The sequence below is a fragment of the Pseudarthrobacter sp. MOO13 genome (genome assembly GCF_058267655.1).
The window spans coordinates 4,115,157-4,134,058 of sequence record NZ_CM177848.1; the positions used below are offsets into that span (position 1 = coordinate 4,115,157).

General features: G+C 65.0%; 18 protein-coding genes and 3 tRNA genes. 11 read left to right on the forward strand and 10 right to left on the reverse strand.

From position 1 onward, the window contains the following. Positions 1-15: 15 nt before the first annotated feature. A tRNA-Leu gene (locus AC4EEO_RS18890) sits at positions 16-98 on the reverse strand. Between the two features lie 396 nt (positions 99-494). Here AC4EEO_RS18890 and AC4EEO_RS18895 point away from each other — a divergent pair. Genes AC4EEO_RS18895 through pknB form a run of 7 tightly spaced genes read left to right on the forward strand, consistent with a single transcriptional unit; the run spans position 495 to position 9,942 of the window. After that, positions 495-1,244 carry an FHA domain-containing protein gene (locus AC4EEO_RS18895; RefSeq protein ID WP_491339493.1) on the forward strand — a complete coding sequence of 250 codons (750 nt, stop codon included), beginning with the start codon at positions 495-497 and terminating at the stop codon, positions 1,242-1,244. Next, positions 1,241-1,723, forward strand: a complete 483-nt coding sequence (locus AC4EEO_RS18900; protein ID WP_018762789.1) for an FHA domain-containing protein FhaB/FipA — start codon at positions 1,241-1,243, stop codon at positions 1,721-1,723. The genes AC4EEO_RS18895 and AC4EEO_RS18900 overlap by 4 nt, the downstream gene beginning before the upstream one ends. A gap of 2 nt (positions 1,724-1,725) precedes the next feature. Further along, entirely contained in the window at positions 1,726-3,423 is a 1,698-nt protein-coding gene (locus AC4EEO_RS18905) for a PP2C family protein-serine/threonine phosphatase (protein WP_491339494.1), read from the forward strand. Beyond that, positions 3,420-4,817, forward strand: coding sequence for an FtsW/RodA/SpoVE family cell cycle protein (locus AC4EEO_RS18910; RefSeq protein WP_018762791.1), 1,398 nt, complete (start codon positions 3,420-3,422; stop codon positions 4,815-4,817). Before AC4EEO_RS18905 ends, AC4EEO_RS18910 begins: the two co-directional genes overlap by 4 nt. Further along, on the forward strand, positions 4,814-6,274 hold the full coding sequence (locus AC4EEO_RS18915) for a peptidoglycan D,D-transpeptidase FtsI family protein (RefSeq protein WP_026264867.1): 1,461 nt from the start codon (positions 4,814-4,816) through the stop codon (positions 6,272-6,274). Before AC4EEO_RS18910 ends, AC4EEO_RS18915 begins: the two co-directional genes overlap by 4 nt. Next, positions 6,271-7,980 (forward strand): serine/threonine protein kinase, encoded by a 1,710-nt coding sequence (locus AC4EEO_RS18920; protein WP_491339495.1) that lies wholly within the window; start codon positions 6,271-6,273, stop codon positions 7,978-7,980. Before AC4EEO_RS18915 ends, AC4EEO_RS18920 begins: the two co-directional genes overlap by 4 nt. A 15-nt stretch (positions 7,981-7,995) precedes the next feature. Beyond that, positions 7,996-9,942: a Stk1 family PASTA domain-containing Ser/Thr kinase gene (gene pknB / locus AC4EEO_RS18925; protein ID WP_491339496.1), complete on the forward strand. Its 1,947-nt coding sequence runs from the start codon at positions 7,996-7,998 to the stop codon at positions 9,940-9,942. Positions 9,943-9,962: 20 nt separating this feature from the next. On the opposite strand, the gene AC4EEO_RS18930 is transcribed toward pknB, so the two are convergent. Together AC4EEO_RS18930 and AC4EEO_RS18935 are read right to left on the reverse strand one after the other, a co-directional pair. Next, positions 9,963-10,604 (reverse strand): aminodeoxychorismate/anthranilate synthase component II, encoded by a 642-nt coding sequence (locus tag AC4EEO_RS18930; protein WP_018762795.1) that lies wholly within the window; start codon positions 10,602-10,604, stop codon positions 9,963-9,965. Between the two features lie 169 nt (positions 10,605-10,773). Further along, entirely contained in the window at positions 10,774-11,568 is a 795-nt protein-coding gene (locus tag AC4EEO_RS18935) for a class E sortase (protein ID WP_491339497.1), read from the reverse strand. Positions 11,569-11,741: 173 nt separating this feature from the next. Here AC4EEO_RS18935 and AC4EEO_RS18940 point away from each other — a divergent pair, with 173 nt between their 5' ends. Both AC4EEO_RS18940 and AC4EEO_RS18945 read left to right on the forward strand, forming a co-directional pair. Further along, positions 11,742-11,993 (forward strand): cell division protein CrgA, encoded by a 252-nt coding sequence (locus AC4EEO_RS18940; RefSeq protein ID WP_018762798.1) that lies wholly within the window; start codon positions 11,742-11,744, stop codon positions 11,991-11,993. Positions 11,994-12,027: 34 nt separating this feature from the next. Further along, positions 12,028-12,633 carry a DNA-3-methyladenine glycosylase I gene (locus AC4EEO_RS18945; protein ID WP_109044856.1) on the forward strand — a complete coding sequence of 202 codons (606 nt, stop codon included), beginning with the start codon at positions 12,028-12,030 and terminating at the stop codon, positions 12,631-12,633. A 189-nt stretch (positions 12,634-12,822) separates the two neighbouring features. Here AC4EEO_RS18945 and AC4EEO_RS18950 read toward each other — a convergent pair whose 3' ends face one another. The 3 genes from AC4EEO_RS18950 to AC4EEO_RS18960 all read right to left on the reverse strand — a co-directional run bounded on the left by AC4EEO_RS18950 (position 12,823) and on the right by AC4EEO_RS18960 (position 15,263). After that, a complete protein-coding gene (locus tag AC4EEO_RS18950; protein ID WP_018762800.1) occupies positions 12,823-13,290 on the reverse strand; it encodes a carboxymuconolactone decarboxylase family protein in 468 nt (155 codons plus the stop codon). A gap of 539 nt (positions 13,291-13,829) precedes the next feature. Beyond that, positions 13,830-14,708, reverse strand: a complete 879-nt coding sequence (locus AC4EEO_RS18955) for a rhomboid family intramembrane serine protease (RefSeq protein WP_109044855.1) — start codon at positions 14,706-14,708, stop codon at positions 13,830-13,832. A gap of 9 nt (positions 14,709-14,717) precedes the next feature. Beyond that, a complete protein-coding gene (locus tag AC4EEO_RS18960; protein WP_018762802.1) occupies positions 14,718-15,263 on the reverse strand; it encodes a peptidylprolyl isomerase in 546 nt (181 codons plus the stop codon). Positions 15,264-15,418: 155 nt separating this feature from the next. Between AC4EEO_RS18960 and AC4EEO_RS18965 the strand changes: the two genes are divergently transcribed. Both AC4EEO_RS18965 and AC4EEO_RS18970 read left to right on the forward strand, forming a co-directional pair. Beyond that, on the forward strand, positions 15,419-16,405 hold the full coding sequence (locus tag AC4EEO_RS18965) for a hypothetical protein (protein WP_018762803.1): 987 nt from the start codon (positions 15,419-15,421) through the stop codon (positions 16,403-16,405). A gap of 112 nt (positions 16,406-16,517) precedes the next feature. After that, the gene (locus AC4EEO_RS18970) at positions 16,518-17,393 is read left to right on the forward strand and encodes a glycosyltransferase family 2 protein (protein WP_109044853.1); all 876 of its coding nucleotides are present in this window, start codon (positions 16,518-16,520) and stop codon (positions 17,391-17,393) included. 24 nt (positions 17,394-17,417) lie between these two features. On the opposite strand, the gene AC4EEO_RS18975 is transcribed toward AC4EEO_RS18970, so the two are convergent. The 4 genes from AC4EEO_RS18975 to AC4EEO_RS18990 all read right to left on the reverse strand — a co-directional run bounded on the left by AC4EEO_RS18975 (position 17,418) and on the right by AC4EEO_RS18990 (position 18,850). After that, positions 17,418-18,359, reverse strand: coding sequence for a DMT family transporter (locus AC4EEO_RS18975; protein ID WP_133832425.1), 942 nt, complete (start codon positions 18,357-18,359; stop codon positions 17,418-17,420). An 82-nt stretch (positions 18,360-18,441) separates the two neighbouring features. Beyond that, positions 18,442-18,517 (reverse strand) — tRNA-Ala (locus AC4EEO_RS18980). Between the two features lie 71 nt (positions 18,518-18,588). Further along, on the reverse strand, positions 18,589-18,768 hold the full coding sequence (locus AC4EEO_RS18985; protein WP_491339498.1) for a DLW-39 family protein: 180 nt from the start codon (positions 18,766-18,768) through the stop codon (positions 18,589-18,591). Between the two features lie 8 nt (positions 18,769-18,776). After that, positions 18,777-18,850, reverse strand: a tRNA-Ile gene (locus AC4EEO_RS18990). Between the last annotated feature and the right edge of the window lie 52 nt (positions 18,851-18,902).

Consider the following 18,902-nt stretch of genomic DNA (forward strand, 5'->3'; position numbering starts at 1 on the left):
GCTTTTCCATATGCGTGCGCGAGGGGGGATTTGAACCCCCACGCCCTTTCGGACACTGGCACCTGAAGCCAGCGCGTCTGCCGTTCCGCCACTCGCGCGCAACTTCTTCCACTCAGTCGGCCCGGATTTCCGTACCTGCACCTCGTAAAAGCAGCGAGATCAAGCATAACGGACACATGCGGCAAATTACCAATTGGCCGCCAGGCCGCCGCCTTCGGCATCCCCGGACCCGGCTGTCGGCAGCGCAAAAACTGCACCGGAACGGGCCTGGGACGCTGCCGAACGCCGGGCCGGCGCGAGGGACGCCCGGGTGTGAAGACGAACTTTTGCCGCCGCCCGGCCGTTGTGGATTAAGGTCATTCACGGGGCTGGCCAGTAGTATCGGATACAGGAGCGGCTGCCGTCGGCAGCCACCCCACAATGCGGCGCACTGCACTGCAGGTGCTGGTCAGGAACAACGGCTTCCCTGGAACCGGGGGGAAAGGAGAAGAACCATGGGTCTGCTGGACAGGGTCGAACGCGGCATTGAAAAGGCCGTCCGCGGTGTCTTCTCCACCGGTTCCAAGGCCCAGGTCGAGCCCGTGGAGATTGCCAGCAGGCTCCGCCGCGAAGTGGACCACAAGGCCCTTACTGTGGCCGCAGGCCGCACATTGGTGCCCAACGTTTTCGATGTCCAGCTCAGCGATGAGGACTTCCGCCGGGCACAGGAGTGGGGCACTCCCCTCGCCGAAGAACTCTGCGACGTCGTCATCAACCATGTCCGCGGCCAGGGCTACATCCTCCAGGGGCCGGTCAGGATATCTTTTCGCCGGGAGTCCGGGCTTCGGGCCGGTGACTTCGAGATCGCTTCCTCGACCGAGAAATCCCAAGGTGCCCCGGCTCCGGCACCCGCCCAGGTGCGGCCCAATGTTCCCGCGGCACCGAGCCGGCAGCCGGCGAGGCTCCAGCCTGTGCTCGATATTGACGGCCAGCGTTATTCGCTGAACGCCCAGTCCATCATCCTGGGCCGGTCCTCCGAGGCAGACATCCACATCGAGGACACCGGTGTCTCGCGCCGCCACCTCGAAATCCGCACGGCCGACGGCGTAACGAATGCGGTGGACCTTGGTTCCACCAACGGCAGCTACGTCAACGGGCAGAGGGTCTCCGGAAGCACCGAACTCACGGACGGCTCCACCATCACGATGGGACGGACAAAGATTATCTTCCGCCTGCTTCCTGCCAGCCCGGGTGGCCGCGCATGAGCGACCTCACCATCACCGCGCTGCGGTTCGGCTTCCTGCTGCTCCTCTGGGTGCTCATCTTCAGCATCGTCTCGGCCATGCGCCGCGACCTCATGGTGGGCCGCAAGGCAGCTGCCGGCGCACCCACGGCACGCCAGGTCCGCCGTAACCCGGAACTGGCCGAACCGCTGCAACAGCCTGTGAAGCAGCAGGCCCGGCAGCTGGTCGTGGTGGAAGGCCCACTCAAGGGCAAAACCCTTCCCCTGGCCGCCAGCCCCATCCTCCTGGGACGCGCCCAGGAAGCCACCCTGGTCCTGGAGGACGATTACGCCTCCGGCCGCCACGCCAGGCTGTTCCCGCAGGGAAGCCGGTGGTTCATCGAAGATCTCGGCTCCACCAATGGAACATACCTGGGAGACCAGCAACTGACCCGCGCCTTGCCGGTTGAGCCAGGGGTACCCGTGAGAATCGGCAAGACGGTCATCGAATTGAGGCCGTAGCCGTGGCCGTCACTGAAAAAACCGCACCCGGACCCGATCCGGCGGAGCGGCCCCTCATCATGCGTTACGCAGCGCGTTCGGACGTGGGCCGGATCCGCTCCAAGAATGACGACTCCGCCTACGTGGGCCGGCACCTCGCGGTGGTGGCCGATGGCATGGGCGGGCACGCAGGTGGTGACGTCGCTTCCGCCGCCACCGTCCTGGACATGATCCACCTGGACCGGCCCGACTACGGCGACGATGCCGGCACCATCCTGGCCGACGAAATACAGACCGCCAACTCCCTGCTCTCCGAACTGGTGCACATCAACCCCAAGCTCGCGGGGATGGGCACCACCGTGACCGCCCTGCTGCTGGCCGGGGGGAAGCTGCACTTCGCCCACATCGGCGATTCCCGCGCCTACCGGCTCCGCGACGGAGAATTCAAGCAAATCAGCGTAGACCACACCTTTGTCCAGCGGCTGATCGATGAGGGCCGCCTCCGGCCCGAGGAAGCCGAAACGCACCCGCACAAGAACGTCCTGATGCGCGTCCTGGGTGATGTCGACGCCAGCCCCGAGCTGGACCTGGACACACTGGAAGCGCGGCAGGGCGACCGCTGGCTGCTCTGCTCGGACGGACTGAACTACGTTGCAGGGCATGCCGTGGAACGGACAATCCGGGAAACCAAGGACCTGCGCGAGTGCGCGGAAACCCTGGTTGACCTGACCCTTGAGGCCGGATCCCCGGACAACGTCACCGTGGTGGTGCTGGACATCGTCCCGGAAACGGCCGACGACGTCAGCACGGCCGCCGTCGAGATCATCATGCCGCCGCCTGGCAGCAAGCCCGCTGCCGCGGCAGCTGCCGGAGGGGCCGCCAAGCCTGCAGCCCCCGCTTCGGATCAAGCCAGGCAGGCTCCCGCGCCGCCGGACACCGGCACCGGCGACGATGCAAAGGACCCTACATCCACCGCAGCCGGCGACGGCGACGCCACTGACCCGGACTCACGTTCCGCCGAGCCCGGCAGCACGGACCCGCACCTGGGCGAACACCTGTCCGCCGAGGTCCTCCGCGAGGAGCTTGCCTCCCGCCCGCATGAACTGGTGGGTGCGGCTGCTTCCGCCGCGGAATCCGGGTCCATCCCCACGGTTGCCGGGCGCACCGTGGCCAGGCGCGCAGCAACATTGCTCACCCACAAAGCGGAACCGGCCGGCGACACCGCGGACACCCTTGTTCCGCTTCGTCCCCGCCGCTGGATCGCGTGGTCCGTTGCAGCCGCCGTGGTGGTCGTGGTGGCCATTGGCCTCTGGCTGGGCTATGCCTGGACTCAAACCCGCTATTACGTGGGCGAGTTTGATTCCCGGGTGGCCATCTACAACGGGGTTTCCCAGCGGCTTGGCCCCATCCAGCTCTCATCCCTCGAAGCCGTGACTGATATCCGGATGGATTCCCTGCCGCCCTTCTCGCAGCAGCGCGTCCGCCAAACCGTGCCGGCGAACGACCTCTACGACGCCCAGCGGATCGTCAAGAACCTCGAGCTGACGGGCAGCACGTCACCGGAAGAGGAATGCCCCAAGCCGTCCGCGTCCGCGTCGCCACCCGCACCAACCGACAGTGCGGCTCCTCCGCCGGCATCAGGCGCCCCCGTACCGGCGCCCACCCCGACGGCACCGTCACCATCTCCCACACCCACCATCACCTGCCAGGGGGCCAAATGAGCCAGGTCAACACCGCCCCCAAGCCCCGCCGCAACGTTGAGCTCCTCCTGCTGCTGCTTGCCCTGACGGTGGGCATCGGCGCGAACATGCTGGTGGGTGTGGACCAGCAGAAGGCCTTTGACTCCGATTTCTGGTTCCAGTCAAGCCTGTTGGCCGCAGCATCCCTGGCGTTCCACGGCGTCCTGCGCTTCCGCGCGAAATATGCTGATCCGGTAATACTTCCACTGGTAGTTGCCCTGAACGGCCTGGGCCTGGCGATGATCCACCGGCTGGACCCTCCCGGCGGTGATACCGGGAACAACCAGCTCCGCTGGACCCTGATCGCCATGGCCGTGGCCATTGCAGTCATCTGGTTCCTCAAAGACCACAGGGTGCTGCGCCGGTTCACGTTTATTTCACTGGCGGCCAGTGCAGTCCTGCTGGTGCTCCCCCTGATTCCAGGCATCAGCGCCGGTGAAATCCTCGGTGCCCGCGTGTGGATCCGGATAGGTCCCATGACCTTCCAGCCCGGTGAAATCGCAAAGATCACCCTGGCGATCTTCTTTGCCGGCTATCTCTCCTCCAACCGGGACCTCATCCTGCTCGCAGGCCGCAAGGTGGGGCCGCTGCAGTTCCCGCGTTTCAAGGACCTCGGCCCCATGATCGCCGCCTGGCTGGTGAGCATTGGCGTCCTGGTCTTCCAGAGCGACCTTGGCTCCTCCGTCCTGTTCTTCGGCCTGTTCATCGTCATGATCTATGTGGCCACCAGCCGCATCAGCTGGGTCGTCATTGGCATGGCGCTGTTCCTGGGTGGCGGCCTCATCGCCTCGCAGGTTTTCTCCCATGTGGGCCTGCGGATCGACGGCTGGCTGAACGCCTTCACCGATGAGGTCTACGGGCGGCAATACGGCGGCAGCTTCCAGATCGTCGAGGGCCTCTTCGGCATGGCCAACGGCGGCCTGGTGGGTACCGGCCTGGGGCAGGGGCGCCCCGACCTGGTTCCGTTCGCCAACAGCGACATGATCATTGCCTCCCTGGGCGAGGAGCTGGGCCTGATCGGACTTTTCGCGGTGGTCCTGATGTACCTGCTGCTGTTCACCCGCGGGTTCCGGGCCGCCCTGGGTACCCGGGACGCCTTTGGAAAGTTGCTGGCCTGCGGACTGTCCTTCGCGGTGGCGCTTCAGTGCTTTGTGGTGATCGGCGGCGTCACGCGGCTGATTCCGCTGACCGGCCTCACCACGCCCTTCCTGGCTGCGGGAGGCTCGTCCCTGCTGGCCAACTGGATCATCGTGGGGCTGCTGCTGATGATCTCGCACACGGCCCGTGGGCCGGTTGACACCACTCCGCTGCCGCCGTCGGCCGGGTCCGAATCAACAGGTATTGATACTCCAACCGAGGCGGTGAAGCACGCATGAACCAGGCAATACGGCACTCATGGGTCGCGGCCATCGCAATGTTCGCCCTGATCTTCGGGGCCATCAGCTACGTGCAGGTGGTGGGCGCCGATGAGCTCAAGGACAACCCGTGGAACAAGCGCGCCATCCTCCAGACCTACTGCAATGACCGGGGTTCGATCATTGTGGGCGGAACTCCGGTGGCGGAGTCGGTGGAGAGCAACTCGGAAACCTGCAAATTCCAGCGCACGTACACCCAGCCCGAGCTGTATGCGGGACTGACCGGGTATTTCTCCCAGAACTACGGCGCCACCGGGCTGGAGCAGTCCATGGGGGCCGAACTGGCAGGCAACTCGGACCAGCTCTTCCTGGACCGCGTAGGCCAGCTCTTCCTGGGCAACCAGCCCAAGGGCGCGTCGGTGGAACTGACCATCGATCCACAGATCCAGCAGTTGGCCTACAGCCTCATCCCGGATGGCCAGCGCGGCTCGATCGTCGTCACCAATCCCAAGACGGGCGCCATCCTTGCGATGGTGTCCAAGCCGTCCTACAACCCGAACCTGGTGGCCACGCAGGATCCCACTGCGGAGAGCACCAACATCAACGAACTGGTCAAGGTGCCCGGCATTAACCTGAACCAGAACGTCAGCGGCCCCACCGGCGCGCTGCTCGCCCCGGGATCCGTTTTCAAGCTCGTGGACACGGCGGCCGCGCTTGCCTCGGGGAAATACAACAAGGACAGCGTGCTGCCCAATCCCGCTGAGATGCCATTTGACGGCATCCAGTACAAGCTGCCCAACTACGCCGGCGGCAACTGCTACACCAGGGACACCGCCACGTTCGCGTTCGCACTCCAGCAGTCCTGCAACACACCGTTCGCGAGCATCGCATTGGACCTTGGCCGCAACGCCATCGCCGACCAGGCTAAGAAGTTTGGGATTGGCGAGGATGTCGGGGACCAGCTCAAGCTCGGCCATGCCCAAGGCAACGTGTTCCCCGACAACCTGGACAAGCCCGGACTGGCCCAGTCCGCCATCGGCCAGAAGGACGTCCGGGTCACGCCGCTGCAGGTCAACATGATGACGAACGCCATCGCTAACGGCGGCGTCCAGATGGCGCCAAGCCTGGTCAAGACCCTGCGGTCCCCGGATCTGCGCGTCATTGACGAGCCCCAGCCGGCACAGCTCAGGACGTCCACCACCCCGGAAATCGCCAAGCAAATCACCGACTGGATGACCAGCGTGGTGACCGACGGCATCGCCAAGGGCGCGGCCGTCCCCGGGGTACAGGTCGCTGGCAAGACCGGCACCGCTGAACTCGGAAACGGAACCAACAACTCGTGGTTCACCGGGTTCGCCCCCGCTGATAACCCGAAGGTCAGCGTCACGATTGTCATGGAAGGCGTAGACATCTACGCGGGAGCAAAGCTGACCAGTCCCAACGCGAAGAAGATTTTTGAGGCGGTGTTGAATAAGTGAGGCCTACAACCGGAATCACCCTCGGCGGCAGATTCCAGCTGACCACGCGGATCGCGATCGGCGGTATGGGCGAAGTCTGGAAAGCCAAAGACCTCGTCCTGGGCCGCATCGTAGCGATCAAGGTGCTGAAGGAGGAGTACACCGGCGACCCCGGCTTCCTGCAGCGTTTCCGCGCCGAGGCCCGCCACACGGCCCTGCTGAACCACGTGGGCATCGCCAACGTCTTCGACTACGGCGAAGAGGAGGGCTCCGCCTACCTGGTCATGGAACTGGTTCCGGGGCAGCCGCTGAGCAGCATCATCGAGCACGAGCAGGTGCTTTCGCCGGACCGTACGCTCTCGATGATCGCCCAGACTGCCCGGGCCTTGGCCGTCGCGCACGCGCAGGGCCTGGTCCACCGCGACGTCAAGCCGGGAAACCTGCTGATCACCCCCGACGGCCGGGTCAAGGTGACCGATTTCGGCATCGCCCGCCTCGCCGACCAGGTCCCCCTGACCCAGACGGGCCAGGTCATGGGAACAGCGCAGTACCTGGCGCCGGAACAGGCCACCGGGCAGACCGCCACCGGTTCATCGGACATCTATTCCTTGGGCGTCATCGGCTACGAGTGCCTCACCGGCCACCGGCCTTTCTCCGGTGAATCGCAGATCGCCATTGCCTTGGCCCAGGTGAACGATGCACCGCCACCGCTCCCGGAGTCTCTCCCCACCCCAGTCCGTGCGCTCCTGATGTCCATGCTGGCCAAGGATCCGAAGAACCGCCCGGCCAACGCCATCAAACTGGCCGAGGCCGCGGAGGCCATCCGGAACGGCGACATCAACGCAGCTCGCGCCGCCGTGCCGGGCATGCTGCTGTTCGATGCCGAGACCGGACCCATCACCGCCCCGGTGGACACAGCCACTGCTCCCACCGGCGTCATCGGCGCGCAGCGTGATTCCGCTCCCACCGCAACGTCGGCATTGCCGGTCCTGGGCGCCGGTGCCGCCGGTGCCGCGGCCGGGGTTGCTGCAGGCGCAGCGGCCGCCGGCGCGGACGGCCCGCAGGGGCATCTCGCGCGCGCCAACGCCCTGGCGGCGGAACGGAACTGGGACCAGGAGGAGGAGAGGTACGACGACGGCCCCGCCGACGAGCCGCGGCGCAAGGGCCGCAGTCCCTGGACTTGGCCTTTGGTCGCCTTAATCCTGCTGCTCCTGTTTGCCCTGGTGGGTTTCCTGTTGAACCAGGTGGGCCTCTTCTCGCCGGCCGGCAACCCGACGTCCGGCACCAGCACCAGCAGCACCCCTTCCCCGTCGGCCACCCCAACCCGCACCACCGCGTCGGCCACGCCCACGCAGACCCGCAGCACACCGACGCCCACGCCCACGCAAACCCAGGACACGGTCAACGTGATTCCGGCGGCCTACCTGGGCAAGGATTACCGGCAGGTCCAGGCTTCGCTGGCCGGTCTGGGGCTCCAGGTGACGGTCCTGCCGCAGGAGAGCACCGCGACCCCGGGAACTGTCCTGGAGCTGAACCCCACCGGAACAGTGCCCAAGGGTTCGCTGATTACGGTCATCTACGCGACGGCTCCGAAACCCGCCCCCACCACGGCGGCTCCGACGCCGGCGCCCACCACCTCACCCGTGGCGGGGCCGACGCCCATCTCACCGCTGCCAACCTGTGCGGCCGGCCAAACGCCCGGAACGCCCCCGACCTGCACTCCCTGACCGCCGGGACCACCAGTGAATGAGTCATCACGCACACCGCTGCACCGGGAGGACAACGTCCCGGTGGATAACCGGCGTGTCCTGAGCGGCCGGTACGAGCTCGGCAGCCTCATTGGCCGCGGTGGCATGGCTGATGTCTACCGGGGAACCGATACCCGCCTCGGCAGGACCGTGGCCATTAAACTGCTGCGCCCGGACATGGCCAGGGACCCTCAGTTCCAGGCACGGTTCAAGCGCGAGGCCCAGGCGGTGGCTGCCTTGAACCATCCCTCCATCGTGGCCATCTTCGATACCGGCGAGCACCTGGTCCACGATGGCTCCGCCGAGGATGTGCGGGTGCCCTACATCGTGATGGAATTCGTTGAGGGCAAGACGCTGCGCGACATGATCCGCGCCAAGGAAGTGACCATAGATCACGCCATCGATTACTGCCTTGGCGTGCTGGCGGCCTTGGAATACAGCCACAAGGCCGGGATCGTTCACCGGGACATCAAACCGGCCAACGTGATGTACTGCCCCGGAACCAATTCGGTGAAAGTGATGGACTTCGGCATCGCACGGGCCATCGCTGATTCCTCCGCCACCATGACCCAGACACAGGCGGTGGTGGGCACGGCGCAGTACCTGTCTCCGGAGCAGGCGAGGGGCGAAACTGTCGACGCCCGCAGCGACCTCTACTCCGCAGCGTGCCTGCTCTACGAAATGCTGACCTCCCGGCCGCCGTTCGTTGGGGACAGTCCGGTATCCGTGGCGTACCAGCACGTTCGGGAAATCGCCGATCCACCCAGCAGCCTGAACCCCGACGTTTCTCCCGCCTTGGATACGGTCATCGCCAAGGCTCTGCAGAAGAACCGCGACGACAGGTTCCAGGATGCCGCAGCTTTCCGGCGTGCCCTGCGGGCTGCGAAGGCCGGCGTGGCCGTGCCGGTCGTGGCGGCGTCGGAGGCGCCAACGGATCCCAACGACCATGTACCCGATGCCCAGCCGCGCACTGAGGCTTTCGCGGCAACGGGCGCAAGCTTCCTTGATGATTCTCCCACCGGGCGGCTGGCTGCCGCCGGCCTGTACCACGACGACGACCCGGCCGGTCCGCTGGAAGTGGCGGACGCGCACACAACGGCTGAGCCGCTCCCGCTCGGCCTCCCTCCGGAACGCGAGCCCAGCAGGCCGCAGAAGTCCCGTCGTCGTGCGTGGATTGCCACCCTGGTGATCTTCACCCTGCTGGTCCTGGCAGGGGCCGGCCTCTGGCTATACGAAACAGTCAACCGGCCGGCGCCCGTGGCCAAGGTTCAGATACCTTCGGTGGCGGCCATGACGGAGAGCGCCGCGCTGCAGACGCTTTACAACGCGAACCTGCGTCCCAAGATCACCAGGCTTCAGAACGATACCGTTGCCAAGGGAACGGCCATCGGCACCGACCCTTCGGCCGGGGCGTCGATGGATCCAGGTGCCGAGGTGGTCCTGAACGTCTCGGATGGGCCCAGTGCGGTGAAGATTCCTGACAGCCTTCCGGGCAAGACCGAGGCTGCCGCACGGGACATCCTTCGCCAGGTGGGCCTGGTGGGCGCTCCATCGACCACCACGGCCAACAGCGTCACGGTGCCGGCGGGAATCGTCATTACGTCGAACCCGGCTCCCGGGCAGAGCGTAGGCGTGGGCACCAGCGTCGAGCTGGTGGTGTCCACGGGCAAGGTGGTGGTTCCAGAACTGCGGGGCCTCTCACGCGAGGAAGCCGAGGCCGCGCTGAAGGGGATCGGTTTGGTCCCCCTGGTGGTGGAGGTGGAGAACTCCCAGGTGGAACCGGGCAAGGTGACGGATCAAAGCGACCCCGTCAACGCCGCCGTCGAACAAGGAAAGACCATCACGGTGGTGGTTGCCAAGGCCCCCGCCCCGGCGCCGTCCCCGACGCCGACCCCCACCGACACGCCCACGCCCACGCCGAAGCCCACCAAGAAGGGCTGAAGCGCCGCCCGGCGGTCCGGTTAGTGCTGGATAAGTGGGCTTAGCTTGGCCGCACGCGCCGCGGCGCCCTTCATGCCCAGGGACTCAAGCCAGTTGCCAAGCATCTGGTATCCGCCCTCGGTGAGGACCGATTCCGGATGGAACTGGACGCCGCAAAGCGGTGCGGTCTTGTGCTGCAGTCCCATCACCACCCCGGACGCGGTTTGTGCCGTGACCTCCAGGACGTCGGGAATGGATTCCCGGACCGCCGCCAGCGAGTGGTAGCGGGTGGCCGTGATGGGGGAGGGGAGGCCGGCGAACACGCTGGTGCCGCTGTGCTCCACCTGCGAGGTCTTGCCATGCATCAACTCCGGGGCATGGGTGACCGTGCCGCCGAACGCCTCCGCCAGTGCCTGGTGGCCCAGGCACACACCGAACATCGGCACGCCGTGTTCACCGCACCACTTGATCAGCTCGATGCAGACGCCTGCCTCGGCGGGGTTGCCGGGGCCGGGTGAAATCAAAACGCCGTCCCGGGCCCCGGCGAGTTCGATCGCCTCGGCCAGGGTGACGTCGTCGTTGCGGACCACCGTGGTTTCGGCGCCGAGCTCCTGGAGGTAACCCACCAGGGTGTAGACAAAGCTGTCGTAGTTATCCACTACGAGGATCTTGGTTGTGGTCATGGCTGGTCTGCTGAACCAATCGTCGAGTCGGTGAATTGGGTGAAGTGGGACATCCAGGGGAACAGGAACTGGACCATCAATACCAGGGCAAGGGCGACCAGTACCAATGAGAAGACAATCCTCAGCCAGAGCGGACCAGGGAGGTGGCGGAATATCCAGGCGTACATGCTCAGCCCTTCCCTGTGGCGGCTGCAACCTGTGCCGCGATCTCGGCCGGCGGGCCGGCGGACGCGGGACGCCAGCTGTCCAGCAGTGCATAGGCAATGATGCGTTCTTCGGCGCCGAAGCGGGGGTTGCAGCTGGTCATGGTCAGGTAACTTTCCGTGGGTGCCACACCGGGTTGGGTGGGTACCGGTTCCAGGACGTCGGTGCGCGACGGCAGCACGATCTGGTTGTTGCGAAAAACGTAGACATAGAAGCCGTCCCTGGTCTGGACGTAGATCTTGTCCCCCGGCACCAGGGTATGGATGTTGTCCAGCACCGCGCCGTGCGTCTGGCGGTGGCCGGCGACCGCGAAGTTGCCCACCGCACCGGGCATGGCCGTGTTGCTGTAGTGTCCCAGCCCCAAGGTGTCCAGCACATCCTGGCTGGTCCCCTGGACAATCGGACGGGTGTAGGTGGCTCCGAACCGGGGGATGTACATGATGCCGATCGTGCCGGCGTGGCCCGGGGCGGTACCCACCACTGGCGTGCCGAAATCCTGCCCGCCTGCCGGTGGCGCGGCGGGTGCTGTTGCTGCCGGGGACGGCGCAGCGGTGCTGAGGTCCTGGGCAAATTCCTTGATGACCTGGCTCTGCTTGGCGTCTGATTCAACGTTGGTCCACCACAGCTGCCACGCCACGAAGAGCAGGAGGATGATGCCGGCGGTGATCAACAGTTCACCGATGACCTGGATGGTTCCACGTAGCAGGGAGCCACGGCGGGCGGGCGGGACCACGGGCCCGGCCTTCTCCTGCAATACCACGCGTTCTCCTCCGGGCGTCCACCCAGGGCACCGGGTGCCCATCAACTGCGGCTAGAATTGGCTGCTAGTAAGAATCCAGATTTGACCAAGATCGCGCAGACCGCTGGCAATTTCCTTCTTGCAGGATATCAAGCCCGGGCCGCCGAGCTTGCCCAGCCTGCCAAGGAGAGCCAGTGCCCGAGTCGAAACCTCGCAAGAAGACTGCCAGCACCGCCCAGCCGGCTTCCACCGATTCATACAAGCCCAACCCCGTCTGGTTCAAGCCGGTGATGTTCGGCCTGATGATCATCGGACTCTTCTGGATCATCACGTTCTACATCAGTGAGGGACGTTTTCCGGTCCAGGCGTGGCAGTCGTGGAACATCGTGGCAGGCTTCGGCATTGCCATCGTGGGGTTCCTGATGACCACCCGCTGGCGTTCCTGACGCGTTCGCAACGCTACTTTCGAGGAGGATCCCCCTGTCTCCCGATTCCGCCGGCGTGATCATTGGCGACGACGGCCTGGCCCGGCCCGCGTGGGCATCCACGGATCCGTTGATGCGCGCGTACTACGACCAGGAGTGGGGGCTGCCCGTCACTGACGAGCAGGGCCTCTACGAACGTATTTGCCTGGAGGGATTCCAGGCCGGGCTCTCGTGGGCCACCATCCTGCGCAAGCGTCCCGGCTTCCGTGCCGCCTTTGCCGGTTTCGATCCCGACGCCGTGGCCTTGTTCGGCGATGCGGACGTGGAACGGCTGATGCGGGACCCGGGCATCGTCAGGAACCGCCTGAAGATCCACGCCGCGGTCAAGAACGCCCGGGCCACCGTGGAGCTTCGAAACGACGGCGGGCTGGTGGACTTTGTCTGGAGTTTCCGCCCGGCGAGCACCCCGCGTCCCCGAGTAGCGTCGGACATTCCCACCCAATCGGCGGAGTCGGTCGCATTGTCCAAGGCGTTACGGAAACGGGGCTTCTCGTTCGTTGGCCCCACCACCATGTTCGCCCTGATGGAAGCCGTGGGAATAGTGGACACGCACCTCCTGGCGAGCCACCGTCGCGGTTCCTCCGGGATCTGGGCCGAGTAGCGCCGCGCCGCGTCGGCTGTCCGCAGCTGTTGGCAAGGTTATCCACAGTGTGGATAACCTTTGTGGCATCGTGCCTCCGAGGTCTCCTGTGGCGCGTTGCTGCCCGACCGGCCGAAATTTGCCCGCAAGATGTGGTTGTTAACAGTGTGGAATACCTGTGGATAACCAGCGTTGCGGCCGGACCCGTCATTACGGACGGCTGCGCCTCACGGGGTGGTGGCTGGTGATGGAAACCCGATTGAAGGCATTCATGGTGACAGCCACCCAGCTCACCGCGGAGAATTCCTCCGCCGTGAGGCACTGCCTTGCATAGGCTTCTTCACTCTCGCGCGATTCCTGGTCGGGGAGTTCCGTAATGCTTTCCACCAACGCCAGCGCAGCCCTTTCCTTGTCCGTGAACAGGGCCGTTTCCCGCCATGCCGGCAGCACCGCGAGCCGCTGTGGACTTTCACCTGCCTCAGCGGCCTTCCGCACGTGCAGGTCCAGGCAGTAGGCGCAGCCGTTGATCTGCGAGATCCGTACATTGAGGAGCTCCAGCAGGCCAGCGCCCAAGCCGGCGGCTTCCGCTGCTTCCTGCACCTTCAGTCCAAGGCCGCTGATCGCCCTCCACAAAGCCGGGTGCTGCTTGTCGAGGTACAGGTGCTCGGTGGCGCTCACGGGAGTCCTTCAAGGTAGTACGGCTGGGCAAGGCACCATCATAGGCAGAGGCGCCTGAGGGGCCGACGACGCGGTTATGCACTTAACAACATCCCGATACCCACAAGTTATCCACAACTGTGGGTAACCCCGTGGAAATCACAGGCGGTTGGGCGGTCTGGCCTACTCGCACCACGGATCCAGCGCGGGAAACTACAGGGTTGTTACTTATTAACAGTGTGCATAATGCTGTCGATAAGTCCGGGTATTGCCTTCTATTGGCGCGCTCGGGGGGTGCTTTGCGGGCAGTTGTCCACATGTTGGTCCCGGATCGTCCGCTTATCCACTTACGCACACCCCTATCCCCACAGGTTATCCACAGGTGTGGAGAAATCGAGGATATCCGGGGCCGAGAAGTAAATCGCTAGCCACTGTCCGGGAAACGGCGCCTGAACTACACCCCTGTAAGTTACCAACACTGTGGATAAGGCCTGTGGAAAAGACGAATGCCCGGCACCTGTGGTGCCGGGCATTCAGGGGTGCTTCTGGACCGCGGGGAGTTACAGGGAGACCCGCAACCATGTCAGGGCAACAAGCAGGGCCACCACCGCGGCGAGCCCTGCGGCCTGGATGAGGCCCTGCCGGCGTCCCCGCGGGGTATAGGCGAGGACGGCTGCACAAAGCCCGCCGGTGACCAGTCCGCCCAAGTGGGCCTGCCAGGCGATTTGGGGGACCAGGAAGCCGATGACACCGTTGATGGCAATCAAGACCCACAGCTGGCGGGTATCGCCTCCGCGCTGGCGCTGGACCAGCAGCATGGCGCCGAAGAGGCCGAAGATCGCTCCGGACGCCCCAACCACCCCGAAGAGTTGCTGGCCGGGAACATAAAGCGGTGTCAGCAGCAGGTACCCCACGGAACCGCCCAAGGCCGAAATAACGAACAGCGCTAGGAACCGCAGGCGGCCCAGGATTGGTTCCAGGGCCTGGCCGAAGATCCACAGCGTGTACATGTTAAGCAGAATGTGGAGGAGGTTGTCCGGCGAGTGCAGGAATGCCGAAGTGAGCATCCGCCATGGTTCGAACTCGTTGTACTTCGGTTCTGCGTAGATGTTGGCAAAGGCCAAGGCCCGGTAGACGCCTTCATTGGGAATGACGAACTGCAGGACCTGGAGAAGCGCGCAGACCGCAATGATGGCAAACGTCACCATCGGCCTGCCGGTGGCCACGGCCCCGCCGTAGACCGTCCGGACTTCGGGCGTCGTCCGCCGGGTTTCGTTGACGCAGTCAACGCACTGGAATCCGACGGCGGCCGCCCGCTGGCAGTCCGGGCACGCCGGGCGTCCGCAACGCTGGCAGCGCACATAGGAGGGCCGGTCCGGATGCCGGGGGCAGACCGGAACCTGCGCGGACGGCTCAGCCGACGGAATTCCGTAACTCATGCTGTGGTGTTAAAGCTGTTCGATGTCGATGCTGTTGATGGTGACATCCTCCACGGGGCGGTCACCCATGCCGGTGCGGACACCCTCGATAGCGTCGACGACCTTCTTGGACTCCTCGTCCGCCACCTCACCGAAGATGGTGTGCTTGCCCTGCAGCCAGTCCGTGGGAATGGTGGTGATGAAGAACTGTGAACCGTTGGTGCCTTTGCCCATCTGGATGCCGGCGTTGGCCATGGCGAGCTTGTAGGGCTGGTTGAAGCTCAGTTCCGGGTGGATTTCGTCATCGAAGCGGTAGCCGGGGCCACCGGTTCCGCGGCCCAGGGGATCGCCGGCCTGAACCATGAAGTCCTTGATGATGCGGTGGAAGATGGTTCCGTTGTACAGCGGAGTGCCGGTCTTGTCCTCACCGGTTTCCGGGTGGGTCCAGGCCTGCTCGCCGGTGGCAAGGCCAACGAAGTTCTTGACCGTCTTGGGCGCGTGGTTCCCGAAGAGGTTAACCACGATGTCGCCGAGGCTGGTGTGGATGGTTGCTTTTGCAGTTGCGATGGCAGTCATAAGCCTCATTCTTCCATGTCCCCTATGGGCGGCAACGGCTGCGGCAGCAGTTCCGCGCTGGGTGAAATCGGCCTAAAATCCGCAGAGTGAATAGCCCGGGGTGGTCCGGGCACGTAGGCTAGCGACAGAACCGTCACATTAATCGGGAGGTAGTTGTGAAGAAATCGGATCGTATTGCCCGTGACCTTGAGCAGTCGGTCACCAGTGCGGTGGAAAATGCCAAGGACTGGGCGGCCCCCCGGGTGGAAGCAGCGGTGGATTGGGCTGTCCCGCGGCTCCAGCACAGCCTGGATACCGCATCTCCCAAAATCCAGGAAGGCCTGAAGACCGCAGCTCACAACCTGGCTGATGGTGTTGCCACCGTGACGCCCAGGATCCAGGACGGACTGGCCCAGTTGGCGCCGAAGATCAACGACGTCGTGGAAAACGCATCACCCAAGCTTCACGACGCCCTGGACAAGGCAACGCCGGTGGTCCTGAACGCCCGTGACCGCGTGGTGGTGGACTACCTGCCCAAGCTCTCCGACCAGATCGGCGTGGCCTCGGAGGCCGTTCACCGCACCCTTGAAGGCGCACCTGCCCGCGTCGACGCCGTCGCCCAGAAGCTTGGCGACGCGGGAATTGTGCACGCCATCCAGGAACAGGCACAGGCCACCGGTACGCAGCTCAAGGCCGCCGCAACCGAGGCTGGCCGCACCGTCGGTATCCAGCTGTCCCAGCCCGAGCCCAAGAAGAAGCGCGGCTGGCTGGTCTTTGGCGTGATTGCCGCCGCAGTGGCCGCGGGCGTTGCCGCGTGGAAGGCTTCCAAGCCCGTGGAGGACCCCTGGAAGACTCCGTCGCCGGTTACCCCCACGCCTGCCCCGGTGCCGGCCACCACCGTCAGCGAGGTCAAGGAACACGTGGCTGACGCCGCAGGTAAGGCTGCAGACGCCGCAGGTTCCGCAGCCTCCGCCGTCGCGGACAAGGCAGCGGACGCCGCCGAAGCGGTCAAGGACAAGGCTGCAGACGCCGCTGACAAGGCCAAGCACGTGGCCGACGACGCGGCCGACGAAGCACCCACCGCCGCAACTGACGCCAAGACGGCTACCAAGAACATCGCGTCGAACATCGGCAACGACGTCAAGGGCACCACCGAGGCCTAGTCCTTCGCCGCGCACAAGGGGCTCCGTTTTGAACGGGGCCCCTTTTGTGTGTCCGCGGAAGCTCATGGGCCACGCCGCGGCAGGACACGGCCCGGATGCTAGATTTGATCTGATGTCAGCCGATCGATCCTCTGGGGATGCCTTGAACGACGCAGCCGAACAGCTCCGCGTGTCCATCGTTATCCCGGCGTACAACGAGGAAAGCGTTATCAGGCAGTGCCTCATCGCTGCCATCTACCAGTCGGTTCCCGCCCACGAAATCATCGTGGTGGACAACCTCTCGAGCGACCGCACTGCCGCGATCGTCAGCCAGATGCAGCTCGAATACCCGGAAAGCCCCATTATCCTGCTCAGCCAGGACCGGGAGCAGGGCCTGATCCCCACCAGGAACTTCGGGCTCGACCACGCCACGGGGGATGTCCTCGGGCGGATCGACGCGGATTCCATCGTCGAACCCGACTGGGTGGAGCAGGTCCAGAAGGCCTTTGCAGATCCCGTCGTCCAGGCCGCAACGGGGCCGGTGGTGTATTACGACATGCCCATGCGCCGTTTTGGGCTCAAAGCGGACGACAAAATGCGCCAGCTCATGCTGAAGCTGGCCAAGCACCAGTACCACTTCCTGTTCGGCTCCAACATGGCCCTGCGTGCCAGTGCCTGGGAAACCATTCGGGCCGAGACCTGCCGGGACGAGAAAGACGAGATGCACGAGGACATCGATTTGTCCCTGCACCTTGCCGACCATGAACTGCCGGTCCGCTACTGGCCGCAGATGGTGTCCGGCATGTCCGCACGCCGGCTTGAGGACTCTCCGCGGGACTACCGCTACTACGTCACCCGCTTCGATCGGACCTACAAAGCCCACAACGTGCGCAAAATGGCATTGAAGGCCCCCATGGTGGTCTTCTTTTCGGTGTATTTCCCGGCAAAGCTCCTGCGGGCCATCCACACCGTCAACACCGCCCAGCCCGTCCGCCGCGGCGGACAGTAAGGCCCGGCGGCGGCAGGCTTCCTGTCAGTCCGTTCCCAGTTCCGCCAACGGACGGCCCGACGGCGGTTCCTCCCCGGGCGGCAGTGGCCGCTTCCCTGCCCTTCCGGACCGTTGCCCCAGGACAACGACGGCGAGTCCCGCCAGGATGAGGCCCAGCCCGGCGTACGTGCCAGCCGGAAGGGTCTCGTGCAGGAAGACGGCGGCCAGAAGTGCGGCCCCGGGAATTTCCAGCAGGATGATCATGGAGACGATGAGGGGACTCATGGTGGCCAGCAGGTGGTTGAAGGCCGTATGGCCCACCAACTGCGCGCAGACGGTGATGGCCGCGATACCCAGCCACCCTGCCGGCTCGAACCCTGCCAGGGGCTGGCCGGCCGCCAGGGCCAGCACCGCCACGAGGACCGCGCACATCCCGTAGCAGAGCGTGGTGTATGTCCCCGTGGTCATGCTCTGCCGGGCCTTGCCGCCTGCCAGCGTGTAGAGCCCCGCCAGCGCGCCGCCGGCCATCGCCAGCAGGTCTCCGGTCAGTGCCTGCGAAGAGGTTCCCAGGTCGAAGCCGGTAATGGCGACAACACCGCCGAAGGCAATCCCCAGTCCAGCGAGGACCTGCCAGCGGTGCCGGGTTCCGCGGACGAGCTGGAAGACGGCAATCCAGCCGGACTGCAGGCACACCAGGGCTGTGGCGGCCGCAACGGAGGTCAGTTGCAGCGAAGTGATGAAGCAGGCGAAGTGCAGGGCGAGGGCGACGGCGGCCAGCAGGGACCAGCGGAACTCGCGGGCCGTGATGCTGCCGAACTTGCGGGGCTCCCGGATGAGCGTGGGGGCAGCCATGACCACGGAACCGATGGCGTTGCGCCAAAAGGCAATGGCGAGGGCGCTGACGCTCGTGGCGCCCAGGGTTGCGGCGATCAAGGGGCCTGACGAGGCGACGCCGAGGACACCCAGGGCCGCGAAGAAGAAGTTCAATGGATACCCCCTGGAGCCGTCCCCGGAGGGAAAGGAGAACAAAAAGTCCCGGCCGGCGTTTCCGCTGACCGGGACTTTCCTATGGTGGAGGCACGGGGACTCGAACCCCGAACCCCCTGCTTGCAAAGCAGGTGCGCTACCAATTGCGCCATGCCCCCATAAGAAGCAACCCGTCCATCATACCCCAGGAACCGCGAGGCCTTGACGGCTTCCTTACCTGGCGCCCAAGCTAGTCAACCGTATCGGTTGACTTGCTCCAGACTGTTTTCCGGGCTTCGGATTCCTGTGCTTTACGGAAGACCAGGAAGCCTGCGATTGCCGCTGCGAGTACCAGCAACTTCTTCACATGCTCCCCGTTCCGGCCGGGTACCGGATGTATCCGGACCAAACCTCCGTTTGAAACCTGCACAGGTTCCGTGGGCGTACCAGGACTTGAACCTGGGACCTCTTCGTTATCAGCGAAGCGCTCTAACCGCCTGAGCTATACGCCCCGATGCCTCATCGGGCCGAGATATGACTTTACAGCACATCCCGGCCCGATCT

Excerpts from the sequence above, each read along its gene's own strand:
- AC4EEO_RS18895 (WP_491339493.1), top strand. The coding sequence starts at position 495 with ATGGGTCTGCTGGACAGGGTCGAACGCGGCATTGAAAAGGCCGTCCGC.
- AC4EEO_RS18900 (WP_018762789.1), top strand. The coding sequence starts at position 1,241 with ATGAGCGACCTCACCATCACCGCGCTGCGGTTCGGCTTCCTGCTGCTC.
- AC4EEO_RS18910 (WP_018762791.1), top strand. The coding sequence starts at position 3,420 with ATGAGCCAGGTCAACACCGCCCCCAAGCCCCGCCGCAACGTTGAGCTC.
- AC4EEO_RS18915 (WP_026264867.1), top strand. The coding sequence starts at position 4,814 with ATGAACCAGGCAATACGGCACTCATGGGTCGCGGCCATCGCAATGTTC.
- AC4EEO_RS18930 (WP_018762795.1), bottom strand. The coding sequence starts at position 10,604 with ATGACCACAACCAAGATCCTCGTAGTGGATAACTACGACAGCTTTGTC.
- AC4EEO_RS18955 (WP_109044855.1), bottom strand. The coding sequence starts at position 14,708 with ATGAGTTACGGAATTCCGTCGGCTGAGCCGTCCGCGCAGGTTCCGGTC.
- AC4EEO_RS18960 (WP_018762802.1), bottom strand. The coding sequence starts at position 15,263 with ATGACTGCCATCGCAACTGCAAAAGCAACCATCCACACCAGCCTCGGC.
- AC4EEO_RS18970 (WP_109044853.1), top strand. The coding sequence starts at position 16,518 with ATGTCAGCCGATCGATCCTCTGGGGATGCCTTGAACGACGCAGCCGAA.